The 20,505-nt window shown below is 44.7% G+C and carries 18 protein-coding genes; 12 read left to right on the forward strand and 6 right to left on the reverse strand.

Annotated elements, in window-relative coordinates; all coding sequences use genetic code 11:
• The first annotated feature begins 107 nt into the window (after positions 1-107).
• Together NYE42_RS01295 and NYE42_RS01300 are read left to right on the forward strand one after the other, a co-directional pair.
• Positions 108-1,727 carry an APC family permease gene (locus tag NYE42_RS01295; protein ID WP_015239073.1) on the forward strand — a complete coding sequence of 540 codons (1,620 nt, stop codon included), beginning with the start codon at positions 108-110 and terminating at the stop codon, positions 1,725-1,727.
• A 429-nt stretch (positions 1,728-2,156) separates the two neighbouring features.
• Positions 2,157-4,046 carry a glycosyltransferase family 2 protein gene (locus NYE42_RS01300; protein WP_060675263.1) on the forward strand — a complete coding sequence of 630 codons (1,890 nt, stop codon included), beginning with the start codon at positions 2,157-2,159 and terminating at the stop codon, positions 4,044-4,046.
• A gap of 68 nt (positions 4,047-4,114) precedes the next feature.
• Here the strand turns inward: NYE42_RS01300 and NYE42_RS01305 are convergent, their stop codons facing one another.
• Positions 4,115-5,002, reverse strand: coding sequence for a glycerophosphodiester phosphodiesterase (locus NYE42_RS01305; RefSeq protein WP_199022313.1), 888 nt, complete (start codon positions 5,000-5,002; stop codon positions 4,115-4,117).
• 95 nt (positions 5,003-5,097) lie between these two features.
• Positions 5,098-6,432, reverse strand: coding sequence for a glycerol-3-phosphate transporter (gene glpT, locus NYE42_RS01310; protein ID WP_003156725.1), 1,335 nt, complete (start codon positions 6,430-6,432; stop codon positions 5,098-5,100).
• A 334-nt stretch (positions 6,433-6,766) separates the two neighbouring features.
• On the opposite strand from glpT, the gene NYE42_RS01315 reads away from it, so the two are divergent.
• Positions 6,767-7,009: a DUF2651 family protein gene (locus NYE42_RS01315; RefSeq protein WP_007408994.1), complete on the forward strand. Its 243-nt coding sequence runs from the start codon at positions 6,767-6,769 to the stop codon at positions 7,007-7,009.
• 55 nt (positions 7,010-7,064) lie between these two features.
• Here NYE42_RS01315 and hpaB read toward each other — a convergent pair whose 3' ends face one another.
• From hpaB to NYE42_RS01330, 3 genes are all read right to left on the reverse strand, one after another.
• Positions 7,065-8,510 carry a 4-hydroxyphenylacetate 3-monooxygenase, oxygenase component gene (gene hpaB, locus NYE42_RS01320; protein ID WP_021495313.1) on the reverse strand — a complete coding sequence of 482 codons (1,446 nt, stop codon included), beginning with the start codon at positions 8,508-8,510 and terminating at the stop codon, positions 7,065-7,067.
• Between the two features lie 150 nt (positions 8,511-8,660).
• On the reverse strand, positions 8,661-9,086 hold the full coding sequence (locus tag NYE42_RS01325; protein ID WP_033575121.1) for a hypothetical protein: 426 nt from the start codon (positions 9,084-9,086) through the stop codon (positions 8,661-8,663).
• A gap of 72 nt (positions 9,087-9,158) precedes the next feature.
• Positions 9,159-11,333: a glycoside hydrolase domain-containing protein gene (locus NYE42_RS01330; RefSeq protein ID WP_352426708.1), complete on the reverse strand. Its 2,175-nt coding sequence runs from the start codon at positions 11,331-11,333 to the stop codon at positions 9,159-9,161.
• Between the two features lie 373 nt (positions 11,334-11,706).
• Here NYE42_RS01330 and NYE42_RS01335 point away from each other — a divergent pair, with 373 nt between their 5' ends.
• From NYE42_RS01335 to NYE42_RS01375, 9 genes are all read left to right on the forward strand, one after another.
• Complete coding sequence (locus NYE42_RS01335; protein WP_007408999.1) at positions 11,707-12,150, forward strand: Ser-Thr-rich GPI-anchored membrane family protein; 444 nt, start codon at positions 11,707-11,709, stop codon at positions 12,148-12,150.
• 264 nt (positions 12,151-12,414) lie between these two features.
• Positions 12,415-12,885 (forward strand): helix-turn-helix domain-containing protein, encoded by a 471-nt coding sequence (locus NYE42_RS01340; RefSeq protein ID WP_003156718.1) that lies wholly within the window; start codon positions 12,415-12,417, stop codon positions 12,883-12,885.
• Positions 12,886-12,956: 71 nt separating this feature from the next.
• Positions 12,957-14,027: an iron-containing alcohol dehydrogenase family protein gene (locus NYE42_RS01345; protein WP_108725186.1), complete on the forward strand. Its 1,071-nt coding sequence runs from the start codon at positions 12,957-12,959 to the stop codon at positions 14,025-14,027.
• An 81-nt stretch (positions 14,028-14,108) separates the two neighbouring features.
• Positions 14,109-15,263: a phosphoribosylglycinamide formyltransferase 2 gene (gene purT / locus NYE42_RS01350; protein ID WP_007409001.1), complete on the forward strand. Its 1,155-nt coding sequence runs from the start codon at positions 14,109-14,111 to the stop codon at positions 15,261-15,263.
• Positions 15,264-15,739: 476 nt separating this feature from the next.
• A complete protein-coding gene (pssA, locus tag NYE42_RS01355) occupies positions 15,740-16,273 on the forward strand; it encodes a CDP-diacylglycerol--serine O-phosphatidyltransferase (RefSeq protein ID WP_003156712.1) in 534 nt (177 codons plus the stop codon).
• Positions 16,264-16,752, forward strand: coding sequence for a DedA family protein (locus NYE42_RS01360; RefSeq protein ID WP_003156711.1), 489 nt, complete (start codon positions 16,264-16,266; stop codon positions 16,750-16,752). Before pssA ends, NYE42_RS01360 begins: the two co-directional genes overlap by 10 nt.
• Complete coding sequence (locus NYE42_RS01365; protein ID WP_007409003.1) at positions 16,745-17,560, forward strand: phosphatidylserine decarboxylase; 816 nt, start codon at positions 16,745-16,747, stop codon at positions 17,558-17,560. Before NYE42_RS01360 ends, NYE42_RS01365 begins: the two co-directional genes overlap by 8 nt.
• Before the next feature lie 42 nt (positions 17,561-17,602).
• A complete protein-coding gene (locus NYE42_RS01370) occupies positions 17,603-17,878 on the forward strand; it encodes a hypothetical protein (RefSeq protein WP_007409004.1) in 276 nt (91 codons plus the stop codon).
• 104 nt (positions 17,879-17,982) lie between these two features.
• Positions 17,983-18,951, forward strand: coding sequence for a rhodanese-related sulfurtransferase (locus NYE42_RS01375; RefSeq protein ID WP_007609165.1), 969 nt, complete (start codon positions 17,983-17,985; stop codon positions 18,949-18,951).
• Between the two features lie 36 nt (positions 18,952-18,987).
• On the opposite strand, the gene gltP is transcribed toward NYE42_RS01375, so the two are convergent.
• Positions 18,988-20,238 (reverse strand): glutamate-aspartate/proton symporter GltP, encoded by a 1,251-nt coding sequence (gene gltP, locus NYE42_RS01380; RefSeq protein WP_007409006.1) that lies wholly within the window; start codon positions 20,236-20,238, stop codon positions 18,988-18,990.
• Positions 20,239-20,505 lie beyond the last annotated feature (267 nt).

Here is a 20,505-nt window from a genome sequence, read left to right on the forward strand (position 1 = left end):
TGGCTTTCTGCTTTAATGCGATAAAGATTGACAAAACTATTTTCAGAATAATATTATAAATATATGATAGCGCTGGAGTCATATTTTAATTGAAAGGTGTTAACTTTATGAATCAATTACATCGCAGAATGGGAACGTTTGCACTCATGATGGTCGGACTTGGGTCGATGATTGGCTCCGGCTGGTTATTCGGGGCGTGGCGGGCGGCTCAGATTGCGGGACCTGCCGCAATTATTTCCTGGATTATCGGTATGATCGTTATTTTGTTTATCGCACTTTCTTACAGTGAATTGGGTTCAATGTTCCCGGAAGCCGGGGGAATGGTAAAATATACTCAATATTCTCATGGATCATTTATTGGATTTATCGCAGGATGGGCAAACTGGATTGCGATTGTTTCCGTTATTCCGGTGGAAGCGGTTGCGTCTGTTCAATACATGAGCTCATGGCCGTGGGAATGGGCAAAATGGACAAGCAATCTCGTTCACAACGGCACTCTTACGGGAGAGGGGCTCGGCTTCGCATCCGTATTACTGATTATTTACTTTTTACTGAATTATTGGACAGTTAACTTATTTTCAAAAGCGAATTCATTGATTACCATCTTTAAAATTATTATTCCGGGGCTGACAATCGGAGCGCTGCTGTTTACCGGTTTTCACGGCGGAAACTTCACATCCGGTTCAAGCATTGCGCCGAACGGCTGGGCGAGCGTGCTGACGGCGGTGGCCACATCAGGTATCGTATTTGCGTTTAACGGGTTTCAAAGCCCGATTAACATGGCCGGAGAAGCAAAAAATCCCGGCAAATCGATTCCGATTGCGGTTGTCGGTTCGCTGTTGGTCGCAACCGTCATTTACGTCCTATTGCAAATCGCATTTATCGGTGCGGTTGAACCTTCCATGATTGTTCACGGCTGGAGTCACCTGAACTTCAACTCTCCATTTGCCGATTTGGCGATCGCATTGAATATCAACTGGCTTGTCATTATTCTTTATGCGGATGCGTTCGTATCTCCGTCAGGAACGGGTATCACATATACCGCCACGACGTCACGCATGATTTACGGCATGGAAAAAAATAAATATATGCCGAGCATTTTCGGAAAGCTTCATCCGCTGTACGGCGTGCCGCGCCAAGCGATGATTTTCAACCTGATCGTATCGTTTATCTTTCTGTTTTTATTCAGAGGATGGGGCGTGCTTGCTGAAATCATTTCCGTTGCGACGCTGATTTCTTATATCACGGGTCCCGTGACGGTGATGACGCTGCGGCGGACGGCGGCGGATTTGTACAGGCCTCTCCGTCTGAAAGGTCTCAGCGTGGTGGCACCGCTCGGCTTCGTGTTCGCGTCTCTCGTGCTGTATTGGGCGCGCTGGCCGTTAACAGGGCAGGTGCTGTTTATCATTTTGATCGGCCTTCCGATTTATTTCTACTACCAAGCGAAAGCGAAGTGGAAAGGATTCCGCAGAAACTTTAAAGGCGGCGTCTGGATGGTTGTCTATCTGCTCAGCATGATGGTCATTTCATGGCTCGGAAGTGAAAAATTCGGCGGTCTGAACATCATTCCGTACGGCTGGGATATGGGGCTGATCGCAATCGTTGCCCTTGCCTTCTATGCGTGGGCCCTGAAGAGCGGATTCAAGACTGAGTATTTGAAAGACGCCAAAGCAATCAACGATCAATTAAAAGGCGGACAGGCGGAAGCCGCTGCCGGAAAAGAATAAGTTATAAAAAGTTGAAGTTTTTGAGAGTCTGAGCCTGTAAGCGCAGGACAAAGGCACCTTTAAGTTGAAAAGCAGGTATAATACCTGAAAACGACTTAGAGGTGTTTTTTCATGGGTGAAATTAAAAATCCGCAAAGTATCGTAATTAGGATTAAATGAAGTGAGCTTTCCAAATTCAAAGAGAAAATGAATCAAAGCCTGTACTAATGTATTTTTATTTTGAACATTTGTTAGGGGCCTTATGGAATCCGATTTAATTACTGGAAATATTCCATCTTATTATCTAGATTACGGTGGCTAGGTTTAAAAACACATTAAAATTTTTAACCATATTTATAAAAGAAAGAAATTATGGTAAACTTTTAAAATTGGAAACGAATAATTCTGGACTTGTTTTTATATAGGAAAAAATAATTAAGGAGAAAAAAGATGATATTTACTGTAGCTATTCCGGTTTATAATGATCAAAACACAATTAGAGATTGTCTTGATAGCGTGGTGAACCAAACAGTTGGAGAGGACAAACTTGAAATTATCTGTGTAAATGATGGTTCAACTGATAAAAGCGGTAATATTTTAGATGAATACATGAGCAAGTACAAGTTTATTAAAGTAATTCATCAGCAGAATAGCGGCGCACCTGGCAGACCGAGGAACAAAGCTATAGAAGCAGCAACAGGTGATTATATTTATTTTCTAGACGGAGATGATTATTTAGGACCTGAAGCTTTAGAAAAGATGGAAGAAAAAATAGTTCAGTATCAAAGTGATATAATTATCGGCCGTTATGAAGGAATTAATAGAGGTGTTCCTGTGGCTGTATTTAAAAAGAATCCAGATTGTTTTTCCTTCCCTGGTTCCAATGCTCTTTTTACGATGAGTGCTCAAAAACTATTTAAACGGGAGTTATTAATTAAACATAATATTCGTTTTCCGGAACACTTCTCTCTAGGAGAAGATCAACCGTTTATGATTCAAGCGTATGCATATTCAAATTCCATAGCCCTTGTTAAAGATTACCCATGTTATTATTTGACCAATCATCAAACAATAGGAAGGGTTCAACTTACTAAGAAACCATTATCAGGTGAAAGTTTTATGTTCAGAATCGAAGAAACATTGGCATCTATTGAATTACTGAACCTTGAAACAGATAAAAAACGGCTGATTTTCTTTCATTACTGGGAAAGGATTATGGAAGTGGAGTTAAGCGCACTGATTTCAAAGTCTTTTCTAATTGAAGATAAAATCTTTATTTTTAATAAATTAAAGAAAATGCTTGACAAGTATCAATACTTAGATTACTACCAGCAGTTTTCTTCCCGCCATAAACTCTTATTACGTTTAATTGAGAAAGGACAATTGGAGGATTTAATTTCTTTCTGGTACGCTGAAAAACAACCTGGTAACATGGTAGTACAACATGGAAAGGTCTATCCAAAACCAGAATTAGCATACAATTTGGCCTTGCATGAGTCTATTTCCTTTCATCGTAATAATAAATTTGAAGGAGAAATAACAAAAATAGAGAAATTAGAGAATGCCGTTTTGTTAGAGGGTTTTTGTTATCATTCACATGTTGACTCCTCAAATGAGCGTTTATTTATCGAAGTCTCTTTGAGAGAACAAAAAGATAAAACAATTTCATTTCCAGCTTATAGAAGCCTTTTTGAAAAAAAATATCCTTTTGAAATAGATACGCAAATTATAACAAAAGAAAAAATCACTTATTTTCACGCGTATATACCTATAGAATCTTTGCTCCACTTAAATAGCGAAGATGGTATATTAGATTTAAGATTAATTAGTAAGATAGAAGATTATACGAAATCATTGAGATTAAAATCGAAAGAAAGCGTTTATTTAAAAAATGCTTCTTATATTGCAAAAGGATGTAAAGAACCTATCGTTATAAACTCGTATCTAACTAAATGGGGTAATCTTTCTCTTGTTGTTAAACATCAAATGTTACATTTTAAAAACTTTGTGTTAACCTGCAGCGGTCCTAGGATTAAAGGACATTTTGATTGTGAAACAGATTTAAGTTTTGGAGAACAGAATTCTTTCCAGGTTAATTTTGGAAGGTTTCTTATGTTTAAACCTGATGTGGTACTTAAAGATTCTACTCGAAAAAAAATGTCATATGATTTTAGTTTTGAAGTAACTAAGCAGGAGTTAAAACAAATTAAGCTAAAAAAGAATGCAGAAGTGATTATTGGTCATTTGCAACAAAGTGTTCCTGTTATTTATAAGGGCAAATCTATTAAAGCAAAAGTTAAGAATATACTAAGACCGTTATTTAAAGGGAGAAATATTTAAAATTAATATTATAAAACTGCACGCGATATACGTGCAGTTTTTGTTTTGAAATCTTTAGATTCGTAAACCTATTGATCCCTATTAGATTTAACAAAATTAAATATATCCGCATAGTTGGTAAACACACCGGTTACGCCCCAATTCAGCAGACGGCGCATGTCCGCCTCGCTGTTTACGGTGTAAGGATGAAGCAGAAGGCCGTGGCTGCGAATGTTTCGGACATTTTGAGCGTTCAGCGCTTTGTAATCCGGTCCGATTCCGACGGCATATGTTTTAATGTCCGTTAAATCTGCGTCAGTCATTGACGTCATCTGTTCCGCTTCAAGCAATTGGACAGCGGGAAGTTTCGGATCGAGCTGTTTGATTTTCAGAAGGCTGTCCCTGCTGAAAGACTGAATGATAACTTGTCCAAGTTTCGCATGCTTACCTGCCAATTTGTATTTTTTCAGTGAAGCGATCAGTTTTTCTTCCATACCCGGATATGTTTCGGGCGCCTTTGTTTCAATATAATAGTTTGCATGTCTGCCGAACCGTTTTAACACGTCATCAAGTGTGGGAACGCGAAGTCCGACGTAATTCGGTTTTGCTTTTTCCGGATAGGCCTTATTGAACCAAGAGCCGGCGTCGAGCTTTTGAATCTCGGCTAATGTATGATCCTTCACCCAGCCTTGTCCGTTTGTGGTACGGTCCAGTTTTTCATCATGCATGACGATCAGCTTGCCGTCTTTTGTCATTTGTAAATCCAGCTCAATATAGTCAGCCTTCATTTTTTGCGCAGTTTCATAAGAAAGGATCGTGTGCTCCGGGACATATCCCGAAGCACCGCGGTGGGCAATGGTCAAAATTCTGTCAGGAGACAAGAGGTTTCCTTTTCCCGCCGCCGATACAGGCGTGACGATGAATGACAATAAACCGAATGAAAGCAATACCAGAGCAAACAATTTATGTTTCCGCATGTTTTCTTCCCCCTTAAAAATCAATATCTGTCTCTAGCGTAGAAAATCGTTGTAAATGCTGTACTGCAAAAATATTAATCTTTTATGTTGTTTTCTTACACATGCTCCGCCCGCTTGCCCGTATTCCACGTCATAGCCAAGAAGACGATGGACAGCACGCATGAGGAGATAAGCATGATAAAGCCGCCGTTCCAGTCAAAGCGGTCTACGACATAACCCATGATGGCGTTGGCGAAAGCAGAGCCTCCGATGTAGCCGAAAAACCCGGTTAAGCCGGCTGCCGTTCCCGCCGCTTTTTTAGGCGCAAGGTCAATGGCCTGAAGCCCGATCAGCATGACAGGTCCATAGATTAAGAAGCCGATGCTGATCAGCGCGATATTATCGATGAGCGGATGACCGGCAGGGTTAAGCCAGTAGACCAATACAGCGATAAATACGCCGGCCATGAACAGTACGCCTGCCGGCGCGCGGCGGCTTTTGAAAAACCGGTCGCTGATCCAGCCGCACAAAATCGTTCCCGGAATTCCCGCATATTCATAAAGGAAATAAGACCATCTGGAATCTTCAGGAGAGAACCCTTTCGCTTCCGTCAAATAAGTCGGCGCCCAGTCAACGACACCGTACCGTACGAAATAAACAAAGACATTGGCAAATGCGATATACCACAGAAATTTATTATTCAGCACGTATTTGAAAAGAATTTCTTTGGTCGTCATCTCTTTTTCCTGGTCTTTGAACGCATGCTTCGGATAGTCATTCCGGTATTCTTCAATCGGCGGAAGCCCGCAGGATTGCGGCGTGTCCCGTACGAGAAGAACAATCACAAATGAAATGACGATGGCGATAATCGCCGGAAAGAAAAACACGCTTTTCCAAGTAACAAACATGGCGATGCCGAGAGTCACGAGCGGGGCGAGAATACCTCCGCCTATGTTATGGGCGACATTCCATATCGACATTTTCGTGCCGCGTTCACTGATGGAAAACCAATGAGCCATCGTCCGTCCGCAAGGCGGCCAGCCCATTCCTTGAAACCATCCGTTAATAAACATAAAAATAAACATAATCGTCACGCTTGACGTGACCCACGGCATGGAAACAAATAAAATGTTTACGACACCTGACAAAAACAGACCCGTCGCAAGGAAATACCTCGGGTTGCAGCGGTCAGACACCATCCCCATAATAAATTTACTGAAGCCGTAAGCGATTGATACGGCCGCAAGCACCAAGCCAAGTTCCCCTTTTGAAAACCCTTGTTCCTGAAAATAAGGAATAGCGAAGGCAAAGTTTTTGCGAAGCAAATAATACCCGGCATACCCGATGAAAATCCCCAAAAATACTTGCAGCCTGAGCCGTTTATAGGCCGCATCCGTCTTTGAATCATCCAATCTCTCAATATGCGGAGCCGGCTTAAACAATTGAAACATCATATCCTCCCCTTTGCTGAACGTCTATCATGATGTATGTATGACTCCTTTCCTTGAAAATGACAAAAAGAACCAGAAATCACCCTTGTGAAAGGGCGGGGTTTCCTGGTTCTCCTCATCTCCATCCAAAAATCATTAACTTGTGTATGATAGCGCTTTCTTAAATTATCACAGTCTGACGTGAATGTAAACGCTTTAAGGAAAGTTTTCATTTTTTTGAATAAATAACCGGAGGGAAAATCAGCCGGAGCGCGAAAGATTTGAAGTACTCGATTTTGTACTCAGGCATAAGATGTGTTAGGCCGGACTAAGAAAAGCGAAGGGAGTGCATCTGTTGATTGATGAATTGGATTTTGCGTTCGGTGTTCTGCCGCTTTGTATCATCATCTTGTCAGTCGCCGGAACGTACCTGTTTAAAAACGCGTTCATTATGCCGGCTGCCGCTTTGGCCGTTTGCCTTATATGCACCTTTACCGTATTGAATTTCTCGTTTATCGGGTGGGCCGTCGTGTATACGCTTGTCTCTTTCGCGTTATCGCATATTACGATGGTGGTGATCAGCCAAAATAAAAAATAGGATCGGCGGCAGCCGATCCAGCTATCATAAGCAGAGATGCGCTCTCTGCTTTGTTTTATTTATGAATGTGCAGGAATTCCTTGATGACCGCGGTCTGTTCTTCTTTTGGATAGCTTCTGTACAGATGGCTGGTTAAGCGGACGGGGTCACCGAAGAAGTACCGCTCATATTGTGTCTGTCTTGTTCCGAAGGGGCTCATGGTCAAATCCCATGCGAGGCGGAACACTTTTACCCGGTCCTCAGCGTTCAATTCGGCCGCCTGCAAATATTGGTCAAGGTCTCCTCTGATGTCAGAACGGAACGCTTTTTCAGTCGGCAAAGTCACCATTCCGCTTGCCCCGATCAGCTGAATGATTTCCGTGAAGCGCGGGTAGATGTCGGGAAAAATCGCGCTGACCACACGAAGCGGAGTGACACTCGGACGCATATAACCCCATTCATCTGTTTCCGCATCATTCTCCGACTTTTCCAAAAGGGCTTTCATCGTTTCCAGACCGGTGATGATTTCAGCCATCTTAGCCTGAATATGCTGATATTCGCCCACATCTATCGCTTCGACAAGCGTTTGGGCGAGGCCCAGGAGAAACTCCGTCTTTACAATTTGTCTCGTGATGACTTGATGAAATGCGAAGGCGTTAAAAGAGCTTTTCATATTAAAATCAAAAGCCGCCTCGTAATTATTATAAAAAAATACGCGTTCCCAAGGGACCAAAACGTGATCAAATACAACGATAGAATCCATTTCTTCATATCTTGAGCTGAGCGGATAATCAAACGATGATTTGCCGAGTACGAAAGATTCCCTGCAGATGAATTTTACTCCCTTTGTATTGGAAGGGATTGAAAAAGCGAACGCTTCATCCGATTCAAAATACATTTTAGGCAGAGAAACCACGAGCACTTCATCCGTCAGGCCGCCTTGTGTGGCTAAAATCCGGGCGCCGTGTATGATGAGGCCTTTTTCATTTTTATCGACGACTTTTGCCGAGATAGGTGTCGGCGATACGTTTACACCCATTTGTGAACGATTCACCTGAGGGGTGATAAACGTGTGCGTAAAAGAAAGATCCTGTGCAGCAGCGCGTTCGTACAGCGCTTGAACATGTTCCGGAAAACAATGCTCGCGGTCTTTCAAAAGCGCGGCGGAGGAGGCGAAGCTCATCAGCACGGTATTCATATAATCCGGGCTTCGTCCCATCATTCCGTGCGTGTGTCTGGCCCAATGTTCGAACATGTTTCTTCTTCTTTTTACGTCTTCTTTCGTTTTCGGCTGCAGGTATGAAAGCCCGGCCCGTTCTTTTTTACCGGGAAGACTGTAAGTCATTTGATCTTTCATATCCGGTTTCGTTTGCAAATCATAAAGAGAGCGCTTCGTTTCCAGAAGGCCCTTAAATGCGGGATGCTCAGAAATCTGTCCCTCGATCTTTTCACCATCAAGCCAAATCTCATTTCCAAGCTGATTTAATCGGTCAATGAACATTTTGCCATTAATGATACCCATCATGTCGCCCTTCTTTCTTTGCGGATCCACTACCTCATTATATTGAAAACGAAATTGGGTGTTCCGGTTATTTCCAAAGGAGAAGAGCCTTTTTTGATAAGGGGGGTGAAGGGATTGCATAATAAAAAAACCCCTTAAGCAGAGGGGTTTTTAACTGATCATGTCTTTGTATCGTTGTTCGAGGACGAAGTCTATCATTCCGGTGATACGGGTGTTTTCAGATTTTTGTCTGAAACGGTCAGACACTTGGATTTTTCTTGAAAACGGAAATACAGCAATAACCCAAACAAGGCCGGCCAGGCCGAAAACCATCTGCAGAGCCATTTCAATCAAATCATTAAAATGAGTGCTGAAAAAAAAGATATATAACGTGATGAATGTGACTGTACATACGATTTTGACAGTATGTTGGAAGGTGAGGGGCGGTTCAGTGAAACACATTTTCATTTGATTCAGTGTGAGCGAATCTTGTTTCATTAAGTATGTAAGCAGTTCTTCGTCATTTTGACTTCGCGGAATCAAATCGGTTTCTATTTTTTGAACGGTGTCCTTGTATGTCTGCATATCAATCTTCATGCGAATCCTCCTTTAGAAATAACTCCAAGAATACTCATTGAGCATTCCTGGAGCAAGGAGCTGCCTGTTCAATTATAGAAATAGTGATAAAACCGTGCTGAACAAGGCTGCAGCTCCTCCTAATTCAGGTGCTAAAACGACTAAAGCACCGATCCCTACAATAACAATAATTCCTGCGCCTGCAATAGCCATGGTATTCACGACAGAATCCCAATCCGGGGAGTACACCTCTTCGGAATCCGGCAACCTGAAGCTCTTTTGTTTTATTTTAAATGTAATGGTAGTTGTTAGTCCAGTTGTAGCACTGTCACCGACCGGAATATCAGGTGTATAAATTTTAAATTGAATATTCAGCGATCCTGCAGCCGGATTGACATACACTTCTAAATAACCGTTGCGGACTGACAAGCTCAGACTGTTAAGCAGGTTTTGATAGGAATCAATTTGTGATGCTGTAAAAGAGACTTGTGAATCTCCCATCAGACCGGTAATATAGGCTCCCGGTTTGCCATTTGTAATGGTAACTGTGTTGGGAGAACCTTCGCTTGGCACTGTTGCCAAAAGTGAAGTAGATAAAAGAATATCCATTTCAGGTGATGCATAAATGGTTTCTGTCTTGTCGAATTCAAACATGGCATTCGCAAGATTCGATATATTTTCTAAAGCAGGAATGGTTGTTAAAATATCCGTCAGTGTGCGCAGTCTTGCATCATACACAGGATCAGAAGGCGGATGGACGCTGCTTGCACCCGAGTCTTTCCCGGAGTATCCGTCTTTGTCAATGGCGACTTTTCCCGCTCCGCTTCCGATTGATCCTTCATAAAATTGATCAAAAGCCCAGTTTTTCGGCATCGGGTATCCGAGGTTGCCGCTGAATCCGGTCGACATGTTAGCCGTAAAGCTATATTTGGTCAGACCTGCTTCTGACGTCCGGATACAAATGTTTCTCGGTCCGTATACGCCGATTTCATATTTCGGCGCAGTTGAGAACGCCTGCATTTTCATAAAAGCTGACTTGATTTCTTGAAAGTAAGGGATGATTTTATCCGTGACTTCATAATCATACGCATCGAAATCGACCGCAAAGTAAATGGTCGTTCCTGACGGAAAACCTAATCTTCGGGCGGCTGCTGCAGCGCTGTACGCATCTCTCGTTCCTTGGTCTTTTACAAAATAAGAAGATTCATAGCCGCCGTCCTGATAAATCGGAAACACGCTTAAGCCGGCATTGAAAATCGCGGAAAGTTCTTTTGACGTCAACGCTTTCGATGTCAGTCCGCTGCTTGTCCGCACATTCCCGGTCAGATATCTTCCCACGATCTTATAGCCATTCTCACGCAAAGTTTTAGCTGTATCTGCCGTCAAAATGGCAGCGGTGTCACAAGCTGAAGCAGCCCGTGTTGTGTCGCCTGAGCTTGATAATAAAGCTTTAATCGTCGGCATGTCCGCATAACCGGTCTGCGGCAGGCACATAAACTTTTGGAAAGCTTTCACTGCCGATACAACGCCGACGCCGTATTTTCCGTCGAATTCACCGGGGTCAAATGATTTCCCATTACAGTAAAGCGCGTATTGAACAATCAAAACAAAGCCTGTCCGTGAATCGCCGGGAGTCAAGGTAGGACATAAGCTGGTCGTTCCGTTTCCGAAAAATCCATTGGCGACGCTTGTGCTCATGCCTTCTTCTTTTTGCAGGGCATAAATGAGAGCCTTGTTTGTATCGCGGGCATATAAGCCGTCACAAGGCATCAAGCCGATGTAGTCATTGTAATCCCGGTTCAGGTTCTGCTGGATTTGGCGGATTTTTTTGTCGCCTCCCGCTACTAACCGAAAAGCGCTCATATCCAGCAAGGCTTTCATAATGAGTGCCGTGACGATGCCGTCTTGCTTAGTGAGCCCGGCCGCTTTTTGAAACTCTTTTACAGCGCTTTCGGTATTTTCATAGAAAACGCCTGAAAATCCGCCGGGGTTAAAACCTTTACACCACAGCGCCCCCTGCAGAATGTAATTCATGTTTGTCGGCTTAGAATCGGGAGCCTGCTTTTTCAACGGCTTAAACAATCTTTGTGTCGTCGGTCCGAAGTTATCGGCAGGTTCTGAAATACCAAGCTCAATTTGAAGCGCCCGTGTCAGACCGTAAATGGTATCCCAGCCCGTTTTTCCGTTTTCTGGCACTTTGTTGTACCCGTGTCTGCCTTTGTACGTCTCATTCAGCCATTGTTGTGTTTCCAGGACCATTTCGTCCATTGCAATCCCTCCATTATGTGTATTGTGCGTTCATTCATAGGTGGCAAACGTATGACAGTTTGTCATGGGTGCAGGGGTTTATCCAAGGAGCGCCCCATCACGGCAGCAGAACAAACGCCGAAAGAGAGGCATTGATAGGAAAAGACCTCGCTATGACAATTGATACAAAAACAACAAAATGAATAGCGGTTTAAAGTAACTTTATCACTTAATCAAAAATGACAAGAATCATAAGTAGTAGTCATATAGTCATTTTAAGGGCTGTTCACATCTCTTCCTGCGGTCAAAATGGTTAGTTGGACGGATTTATGATTGGCTATATTGTCATTAACATAAATAGGGTAAATAGTTACAGGAAGGAAGGATTTTCTCGATGAAAAGCAAAAAGATTTTTAAGTCGCTCATCATTATTTTTACTCTTTTAATCAGCGGAATTGGTTTTATGGGTTTTTCTTCTCCGCAAAAAGCAGAGGCTAAAGACTGGCTTCATACTTATAAAAGCGGGTATTTCACTAACTATGTGATCAATACATATCACCCTAAATTCACTAAAACGACAAAAAAGTACACCTTGAGAGCCGTGACTTTTAAATCCAACAGTAAAGGGAAGGGCACGTATAAAATATACGTCCAAAAGCAAGTCAACGGCAAAGGTGCCTGGAAAACAATCAAAACCGCCAATGCAAAGAAAAATGGTACGACTTATTTTGAAACACCTTCGTTAAAAAAAGGGGATTCATACAGATTTAAAATGGTCAATCAGGGTTCGAAAAAACGTGTCAATTATAGTGCAAGATGGATTGTATTCGCTTCATAATGCTGATCTTCCGGTCTATAAAGTTTTAGCTGCTGCAACTGCGGCAGCTTTTTATTTTGTCCGGAGCTCAACCGCCAGGGAGCCCGCACCTGTCTCTTCGGGCGTACGTTTGTATTTCACCGCATCATTCTGGATTATGCGGAAAGGTACATCGCTTCAATGATAAGCCAATCCCGGGTTCTTTTGCTTCGTTTGAAAATGTTCTGATATAAAAAAGGCGTGCCGCGGTGTAAAATGGCTATATTGATAAATATGGAGGTTGAGATGGATCAAGATTATATGACTGAGCTTGTCTCAGTCCAGCTGAAGAAAATCCGGTCGGAGAGAGGCTACACACAGGAGAAAATGGCGGATGTGATCGGCCTTTCTAAAAAGTCGCTGGTGCAGATTGAGAAAGGGCGGGCGCTTGCGGAATGGCCGCATGTTGTGGCGGTTTGCGCGCTTTTCAGATCAAGTGAAACACTGCAATCCGTATTAGGAGATGATCCGCTGGAGGTCATTGAAACGGTTGCTCACCGCACAATTGACAGGCCGAAGGGGAAGACGATGGGCGGCAAGGTGTGGTGGAAAGCCATCGAGAAAAAAGGCGAGTTCCGCTTGCAGCAGCATTTGATTTCCCACCATTACCGCATCCTTGATTCTTATGATGATCTGTGGTTCAGCAGTTTTGAAAAGGCAGAGGCTTTGGAGCGGCTTGATGAGCTGTTTTTGGAGGCGGAAGAAGCGAAGCGCTAAGCACCTCCGGTTGATGTATTTTCTGACAAGTGGGAAAATATATATAAATTCCAGCCAAAGGAGAGATTCGAATGAAGCCTGAAGATATCGTCCGAAGCGGCCCGAATCAGTACATATGCAAGGAAGGAATCGCAAAAGAACTTCCGGGGCTGCTGGAGACATTCAGAAAACCCGTTATTGTGACCGGAATCAAATCCTATCAGGCGTTCTCCGATTACGGCGGCGGTTCTTCCTGGGATGTGATTCAGCATAAAGGATACTGTTCACCTGAGGCGGTGCGTAAGGTCTGTGAGCAGGCGGAAGACGCGGATGTGATCATCGGTATCGGAGGCGGCACGATTTTGGATTTGGCAAAAGCGGCGGCAGACCGGCTTGATATAGAAGCTGTGATGGTTCCTTCCATTGCGGGGACGTGTGCGGCAAGTACGCCGTTGAGTGTCATATATGATGAGAGCGGCAATTTTATCAGAGTTGATTATCATAAGCGTTCAAGCTATTTGACGCTTGTTGATCCGCTGTTTTTGCTTTCCTCTCCCATTGAATATATGAAAAGCGGGATCGGTGATACGCTGGCGAAATGGTATGAGGCTGAGGCGGTCATCAGAAATACGGAGGAGGCGGCGCCGCTGATGGCGCAGGCGGGGCTGAGACAGGCGGAATATATCCGTAATCTGTTATTGCGTTACAGTGAAGCGGCCGTCGGAAGCATGGAGAAAGGCGAGCTGTCCGTGCCGTTCATCCATACGGCGGAAACGATCATTATGCTTGCGGGAACGGTCGGCGGGTATGGCGGCCGTTTGTGCAGGATGGCAGGGGCGCATGCGGTCCACAACGGACTCAGTTTTCTTCAGGAGACACATCAGGTGCTGCATGGCCAGAAGGTTGCTTACGGCATATTGGTGCAGCTCGCGCTTGAGAATCGGAGACCTGAGATTGAAGAGCTGCTTCCGTTTTACCGCCGGCTCGGTTTCCCCGTCAGCCTCTGTGATCTCGGCATCCTTGACAACCATGAGGAAGCCAAGCGCCGCATTGCTTCTCACGCCTGCCGGGCGGAAGAATCGTTATGTTTAATGGGGCAATATTGCGAGAAGGACGTGTCAGCGGCGATTGAATCGCTCGAATCAGCGCAAAAGACAGGATAGAGCTTGTCATCTATCTTGTCTTTATTTTTTGAATATTTCCGTTATAATGAGTGGGGTATAGAAAGGGAGGGGCCAAAGGACATGTATCAGGCGAAGAAGATGTTGTTATTAGGATCAGGCGAGCTGGGGAAAGAAGTCGTCATTGAAGCGCAGCGGCTCGGGGTTGTCACTGTAGCCGTTGACAGCTATGAGCATGCTCCCGCCATGCAGGCCGCGCACAAAAGCTATGTGATTGATATGCTTGATAAAGCGCAGGTCAGAGAAGTCATTGAGAAAGAAAAACCGGACTTGATCGTGCCGGAAGTGGAAGCCATTGCGACGGATGAGCTGCTGAAGCTTGAGGAAGAAGGTTTTCACGTCATTCCGAATGCGCGTGCGGCAAAGCTGACGATGGACCGTGAAGGCATCAGACGGCTTGCGGCAGAGACGCTTCATCTTCCGACTGCCGGCTATGAATTCGCGAATACATATGAAGAATTTAAAGAAGCGGCGGAAACAATCGGCTTTCCGTGCGTGGTAAAACCGCTGATGAGCTCTTCCGGAAAAGGGCAAAGCGTGTGCCGCTCGGCTTCCGGGCTGAAAAGCTGCTGGGACATGGCGATGGAAGGCGGCCGGGTGAAAAACGGCCGGGTCATCGTTGAGGAATTCATTCCGTTTGAATCAGAAATCACTCTTCTGACAGTGCGCGCGGCGAACGGTACGTCCTTTTGCGCGCCGATCGGACATGAACAAAAAGACGGTGACTATATTGAATCATGGCAGCCTCATCATATGACGGAACAGCAGATCAAAGAGGCGAAACACATTGCGAAAAGCATAACGGACGAGCTCGGCGGATACGGTTTGTTCGGGGTGGAGCTTTTCCTTACTGAAGATAAAGTATATTTCAGCGAGGTGTCTCCCCGTCCGCATGATACGGGGCTCGTTACGCTTGTAACGCAGAATTTGTCGGAGTTTGCGCTTCATGTCCGCGCGGTATTGGGATTCCCGATTCCCGAAATCACTCAGCTGTCGCCGGGGGCAAGCCGTCCGCTGAAGGCGCCAAAAGAGCTTGCTGATTATGCGGTTGAAGGTTTGGAGAAGGCTTTGGCAGTAAAAAGCACTCAGGTCCGCGTATTCGGTAAACCCGTCACGAAAGTAGGACGCCGTATGGCGGTTGCGCTTTCTGCAGCTGAGACCGTTGAAGAAGCCAGAGAAATAGCGGCCGAAGCACTCAGTCATTTATCAATTACATAAAATGATCTTAAAAGGCGTTTTTACCGTAATGGTAAGGCGCCTTTTTTGTTTGGCAGACTATATACTGGAAAACGGGGTTGTGAGATAATGTATGAGGCCGTTTTGTGCCGGCTTTTTAATTCATGAAACTTTTTATGTCCGCAATCGTTATATGTAATGTTCTCATTTCACGGAGAAGGAAATAACAATACATCATACGGCTTTTCATTCATCAAGAACGGACAATCCGGATCGCGGCATGGAATATTGAAGCAGGGTAATCCGGAATAAAGGCATCCATGATTGCTTACCTTAATATGAACGGCGAAAAAACAAAAATCACCAGATTAGATTGTTCAAATAACACCAAATGCTGTATAATAAAAGAATTTGAATGATAGCATTGAAAGAATTTCATTTTATGTTTCCGTAAAATGGAGCCTTTATGCATACGCAGTCCGATTTGATATGGTTTTAATTGGGGGTTTGTGTAAACTGTGAATTATATACCTAGTATGATTACAATTGGAAATTTTATTTGCGGGCTCTTATCGATTCATTCCCTTTTGTATCATAATATACACTCTGCGGTGATCTTTATTTTCACCGGGATGTTTCTTGATTTCTTTGACGGTTTGGCCGCCCGTAAGCTGAACGCGGTATCGGAGATGGGAAGGGAGCTTGACTCTTTTGCTGATCTCGTGACGTTCGGCGTAGCGCCGTCCATGCTCGCTTACAGTGTTTCACTATATACGCTTCCGTTCATCGGAATTTTAATCGCGCTTTCCTACAGCATCTGCGGGATGATCCGTCTTTCCAGATTTAATATTGAACAAAGCAAGCTGCCGACGTTTATCGGGATGCCGATTCCGTTTGCGGGTATGTGTCTTGTCATTTTGAGCTTTATCAATAACGCTTTTCTTCTGGGGGCAGGAACGATCGCGCTCGGTTATTTAATGGTCAGCAACATTAAATTTCCGCACTTTAAAAAACAGGCGCCTGAAAACCTGGAGAGCAGAAGATGGAATTAGTTCAGCAATTAATATCCGATTACGGATATATCGCGATTTTTCTTATGCTGACACTCGGTATTATCGGATTGCCTATTCCGGATGAAGTCATGATGACGCTTGTGGGCTACTTCGCTCATTTAAACGTGCTGAATTACGGGCTCTCCATTCTGATCAGCTTTATCGGAGCGCTCCTGGGGATGATTATCAGCTACTTCATCGGCAGAAAAGCCGGCCGGCCGTTTATTAATAAGTTCGGGAAATGGGTCGGCCTGAAGGAAAAGAGGATGGAGAAAGTAGACAGGTGGATGAAGAAGTACGGGCCGTACACCATTATTTTAGGTTATTTCATCCCCGGCATCAGACACGTGACCTGCTACTTTTCCGGAATCGGCAGAATGGAATTCAAAACCTACTTATGCTTCGCCGCCATCGGAGCGTTTTTATGGTGTTTTATTTTTATTACTATAGGAAAATTCATAGGAGTAATCAATGTTTAATACTGCCGCTAAAGTTCTTTACCGTTCATTGATTGAACTGACTAATAATCGATTGACGTCTTATCTCATTAAAAACTTCTGTGAATCGAAACTGAGCAAGCCGATGATTCCGCTGTTTTCCAAACACTATCGCATCAACTGGAATGAAACGGAACGCACGGCTTCTGACTTTGATTCATTGGCGTCATTTTTCATTCGTGATATTAATTTGAATCTCCGCCCCGTGGCAAAAGAGAAGAACGCCATCGTCAGCCCGGTGGACGGTGTCGTTCAGACGGTTGGCATGATTAAACCCAATCAAACTTTCATGGTAAAAGGGAAGGATTATTCGTTCGCCGAACTGACGGGGTTTAAAAGCGCCGATCACAAGTATAACGGCGGGTGTTTTGCCGTGCTTTATCTGAGCCCGAGACATTACCACCGCTTCCATTCTCCCGTCAGCTGCACGTATCAGAAGCTGGCCGAGTTGGGGAAACGCTCCTATCCCGTTAATACGATGGGGTTAAAGTACGGGAAAGATGTGCTCTCAAAAAATTACCGTTATGTGTACGAGCTGACCCGTGCTGATCAGCAGATGCTCATGATTCCGGTAGGTGCGATGAATATTAACTCGATCGTTCAGACAAACACCGGAAACAGGCTTGAGACGGGGGAAGAGCTGGGCTATTTTTCATTTGGATCGACCGTTATTTTAGTATTCGAGAAAGATATGTTTACCCCTTCGGATAACCTGACTGAAGGCCGTGAATTACAGGTCGGCCAGATCATCGGTTATGCGGAGTCACAGGAGGAGGCGTCCGCTTTATAAAAGCTGCTCCTCTTTTTTATATGGTGTAAGGAAGTGAACATTATGGAAGAAAAGGACTTGGCAAAGCTGATAGAGCAGTACCAGCATACAGGGGATCAGCAAATTCTTGAAGCCGTGCGGGACGCATGCCGGCCTGTCGTTGAGGCGCTCATCTCAGAACTGGCTGAAGACAGCGCCGATCTTCTGCGGGCAAAAGGCCGTGACCGTTTTCCGTTTATTATCGGCAAGTATCAGACCGCAGCCGGCCTTTCGCTTGAGACCTTTTTGCGCAACACGTATCGGTTTTATTTTCAGCAGGTTTTAAAAGGCGAAGCGTGACTGGAAGAAAGAGTGCGGACGGAAATGTTCATCTTTCGCCCGTTTTCCTGTATGATATAGTAGAGTGTGCGATCATTAATATAATTGAACAGGGTGTATAAATCATGGAAAAACAATATAGAGTTTTACTTTATTATAAATATGTAAAGATTGATGAGCCTGAGGAGTTCACGGCTCAGCATTTGAAGTTTTGTAAGGAGCTCGGTCTGTTAGGCCGTATTTTGATTTCTGAGGAAGGCATTAACGGTACGGTGTCCGGAACGGTTGAACAGACGGAACAATACATGAATGCGCTGAAAGCTGATCCGCGCTTTGCCGACATGCCGATCAAAATTGACGAGGCTGACGGACATGCATTCCGCAAAATGTTTGTGCGCCATAAAAAAGAATTGGTGACGCTTCGTCTCGAAGATGATGTTGATCCGAATGTCACGACGGGCAAGCATTTGAAACCGAAAGACTTTTATGAGCAAATGCAGGATCCTGACACGATCGTGATCGACGCCAGAAACGACTATGAGTATGACCTCGGTCATTTCCGCGGAGCGGTCAGACCTGATATTGAGGCGTTCCGTGAGCTGCCGGACTGGATTGAAGAGCACAAAGACATGCTTGAAGGCAAAAAAATCCTCACGTACTGCACAGGCGGCGTACGCTGTGAAAAATTTTCCGGCTGGCTGCTGAAGAAGGGCTTTGAAGACGTGTCCCAGCTTGACGGCGGTATCGTCACTTACGGTAAAGATCCTGAAGTGAAAGGGCAACTGTGGGACGGACAGTGCTACGTGTTTGACGAAAGAATCAGCGTACCGGTCAACCGCGTAGAGCACGTTATCATCGGAAAAGACTATTTCACGGGCGAGCCGTGCGAGCGTTATGTGAACTGCGCAAATCCGGCATGTAATAAAAAAATGATCTGCACACCTGAGAATGAATACAAATACATGCGCAGCTGCAGTCACGAATGCCGTACGAACGAACGCAACATGTATGTGAAAGAGCACGAAATGACTCAGGAAGAAATCAATGAACGCCTTGCTTTGATTGAGAAAGAGGATCATGCGGCGATTGATTAATAGAAAAGACCACCAATAAGGTGGTCTTTTTTGTGTTTACATACTTTCTGTCCGGGCGGTCTGGTCTGCCGTGACGGGTCCTTTATATTTGAATGCTTTTTCCCACTTGGACACGACGATGCAGGCGACCGCATGGCCGGGCACGTTGACGCCGGTTCTCGCCATGTCCATGACGCGGTCGACACCGGCAATGATGGCGACGCCTTCCGCGGGGAGACCGACGGCATTCGCTGTCGCCAGAAGCACGACGAGTGAGCCTGACGGGACGGCGGCAATACCTTTGCTTGTCATGACGAGGACAAGCATCATCAGAAGCTGCTGAGAAAGCGGCATCTCCACATGAAACGCCTGCGCCAGAAAAATACAGGACACCGATAAATAGAGGCTTGAGCCGTCACAGTTCAGCGATAAACCTGACGGAACCACAAAGGAGACGACCCGCTTCGGACAGCCGTATTTCTCCATCCGATCCATCAGCTGAGGCAGAATGGTTTCTGTGCTTGTCGTGGAGAAAGCGATCAAAAACAGATCCCAAATCATTTTCAGCACTTCAAAGTACTTGATTTTAAAAATAAGCCCCACGATCGGAAACAGAACGAAGAGTATCAGGAACAGCCCGAGGAACACAGTGCCGATCAGCTTCAGCATCGGAAGCAAAAGCGCGATTCCGAATTGCCCGACAGAGGCGGCCATCAGGGCGAGAACGCCGATCGGAGCGGTGACCATTACCATTTGCGTCAGCTTGAACATAATATTTGCCGTGGATTCGAAGAAACTCATGACAGGTGCGGAGGCTTTGCCGATGCCGGCTGCGGCAACACCGAATAAAATCGCGAAAAAAATGACGGCGAGAAGATCGTTTTTCGCCATGACGTCAATGATGTTAACGGGGATAATATCAAGAAGCATTTGTTTCAGGTCGACTACTTTTTCCGTATAGCCGGAAAGCTCGTGAATATCTTTTTTAGCAAGATGAGAGAGGTTAAGGCCGACTCCCGGCTTCAGCACGTTCGCCAACAACAGACCGAGCGCCAGAACAAGCGTCGTAATCACTTCAAACCAAATAATCGTTTTGATGCCGAGACTGCCCATCTTTTTCATACTGCCGCTGCCGGCGGCTCCGATAACAATGGTCGAAAACACGATCGGCACGACAATCATTTTAATCAGGCGGATAAATCCGTCTCCGACGGGCCGCAGCGCCATCCCGAAATCCGGGAAGAAATGGCCGATCAATGCTCCGATGGCTAAAGCGATCAAAATCTGGAATGCGATAAATTTTTTCAAGCGAATCCCCCTTTTACTTGCGCATTTCATACGTAATTCGTGAAGCAGGCGGCAACCACCTTCCTATCCGCCATAAATTTGTCACATGATTGACTGTGCGAAAGAAAGGATTGCTTTACATTATGTAAGCGCAATCATTTAATATGACAGAAAGTCCTCATTGAAAAAAATCAAGCAGAATAAAATAAAGTTAGATTTTCGCTTGAAAATATCAAAAATTTTGATAATTATCCTCTTATAAGTGGTATATTTGATATGATACGGTCA

This window comes from Bacillus sp. FSL K6-2865 (genome assembly GCF_040311405.1).
GTDB lineage: Bacteria > Bacillota > Bacilli > Bacillales > Bacillaceae > Bacillus > Bacillus velezensis.

Coding starts and splice junctions, on each gene's coding strand:
- glpT (WP_003156725.1), bottom strand. CDS start 6,432: ATGTTTCAATTGTTTAAGCCGGCTCCGCATATTGAGAGATTGGATGAT.
- NYE42_RS01360 (WP_003156711.1), top strand. CDS start 16,264: ATGGAATTAGTTCAGCAATTAATATCCGATTACGGATATATCGCGATT.
- NYE42_RS01305 (WP_199022313.1), bottom strand. CDS start 5,002: ATGCGGAAACATAAATTGTTTGCTCTGGTATTGCTTTCATTCGGTTTA.
- NYE42_RS01365 (WP_007409003.1), top strand. CDS start 16,745: ATGTTTAATACTGCCGCTAAAGTTCTTTACCGTTCATTGATTGAACTG.
- NYE42_RS01295 (WP_015239073.1), top strand. CDS start 108: ATGAATCAATTACATCGCAGAATGGGAACGTTTGCACTCATGATGGTC.
- NYE42_RS01370 (WP_007409004.1), top strand. CDS start 17,603: ATGGAAGAAAAGGACTTGGCAAAGCTGATAGAGCAGTACCAGCATACA.
- purT (WP_007409001.1), top strand. CDS start 14,109: ATGTATCAGGCGAAGAAGATGTTGTTATTAGGATCAGGCGAGCTGGGG.
- NYE42_RS01375 (WP_007609165.1), top strand. CDS start 17,983: ATGGAAAAACAATATAGAGTTTTACTTTATTATAAATATGTAAAGATT.
- NYE42_RS01330 (WP_352426708.1), bottom strand. CDS start 11,333: ATGGACGAAATGGTCCTGGAAACACAACAATGGCTGAATGAGACGTAC.
- NYE42_RS01300 (WP_060675263.1), top strand. CDS start 2,157: ATGATATTTACTGTAGCTATTCCGGTTTATAATGATCAAAACACAATT.
- NYE42_RS01340 (WP_003156718.1), top strand. CDS start 12,415: ATGGATCAAGATTATATGACTGAGCTTGTCTCAGTCCAGCTGAAGAAA.
- NYE42_RS01325 (WP_033575121.1), bottom strand. CDS start 9,086: ATGAAGATTGATATGCAGACATACAAGGACACCGTTCAAAAAATAGAA.
- hpaB (WP_021495313.1), bottom strand. CDS start 8,510: ATGGGTATCATTAATGGCAAAATGTTCATTGACCGATTAAATCAGCTT.
- NYE42_RS01345 (WP_108725186.1), top strand. CDS start 12,957: ATGAAGCCTGAAGATATCGTCCGAAGCGGCCCGAATCAGTACATATGC.
- NYE42_RS01335 (WP_007408999.1), top strand. CDS start 11,707: ATGAAAAGCAAAAAGATTTTTAAGTCGCTCATCATTATTTTTACTCTT.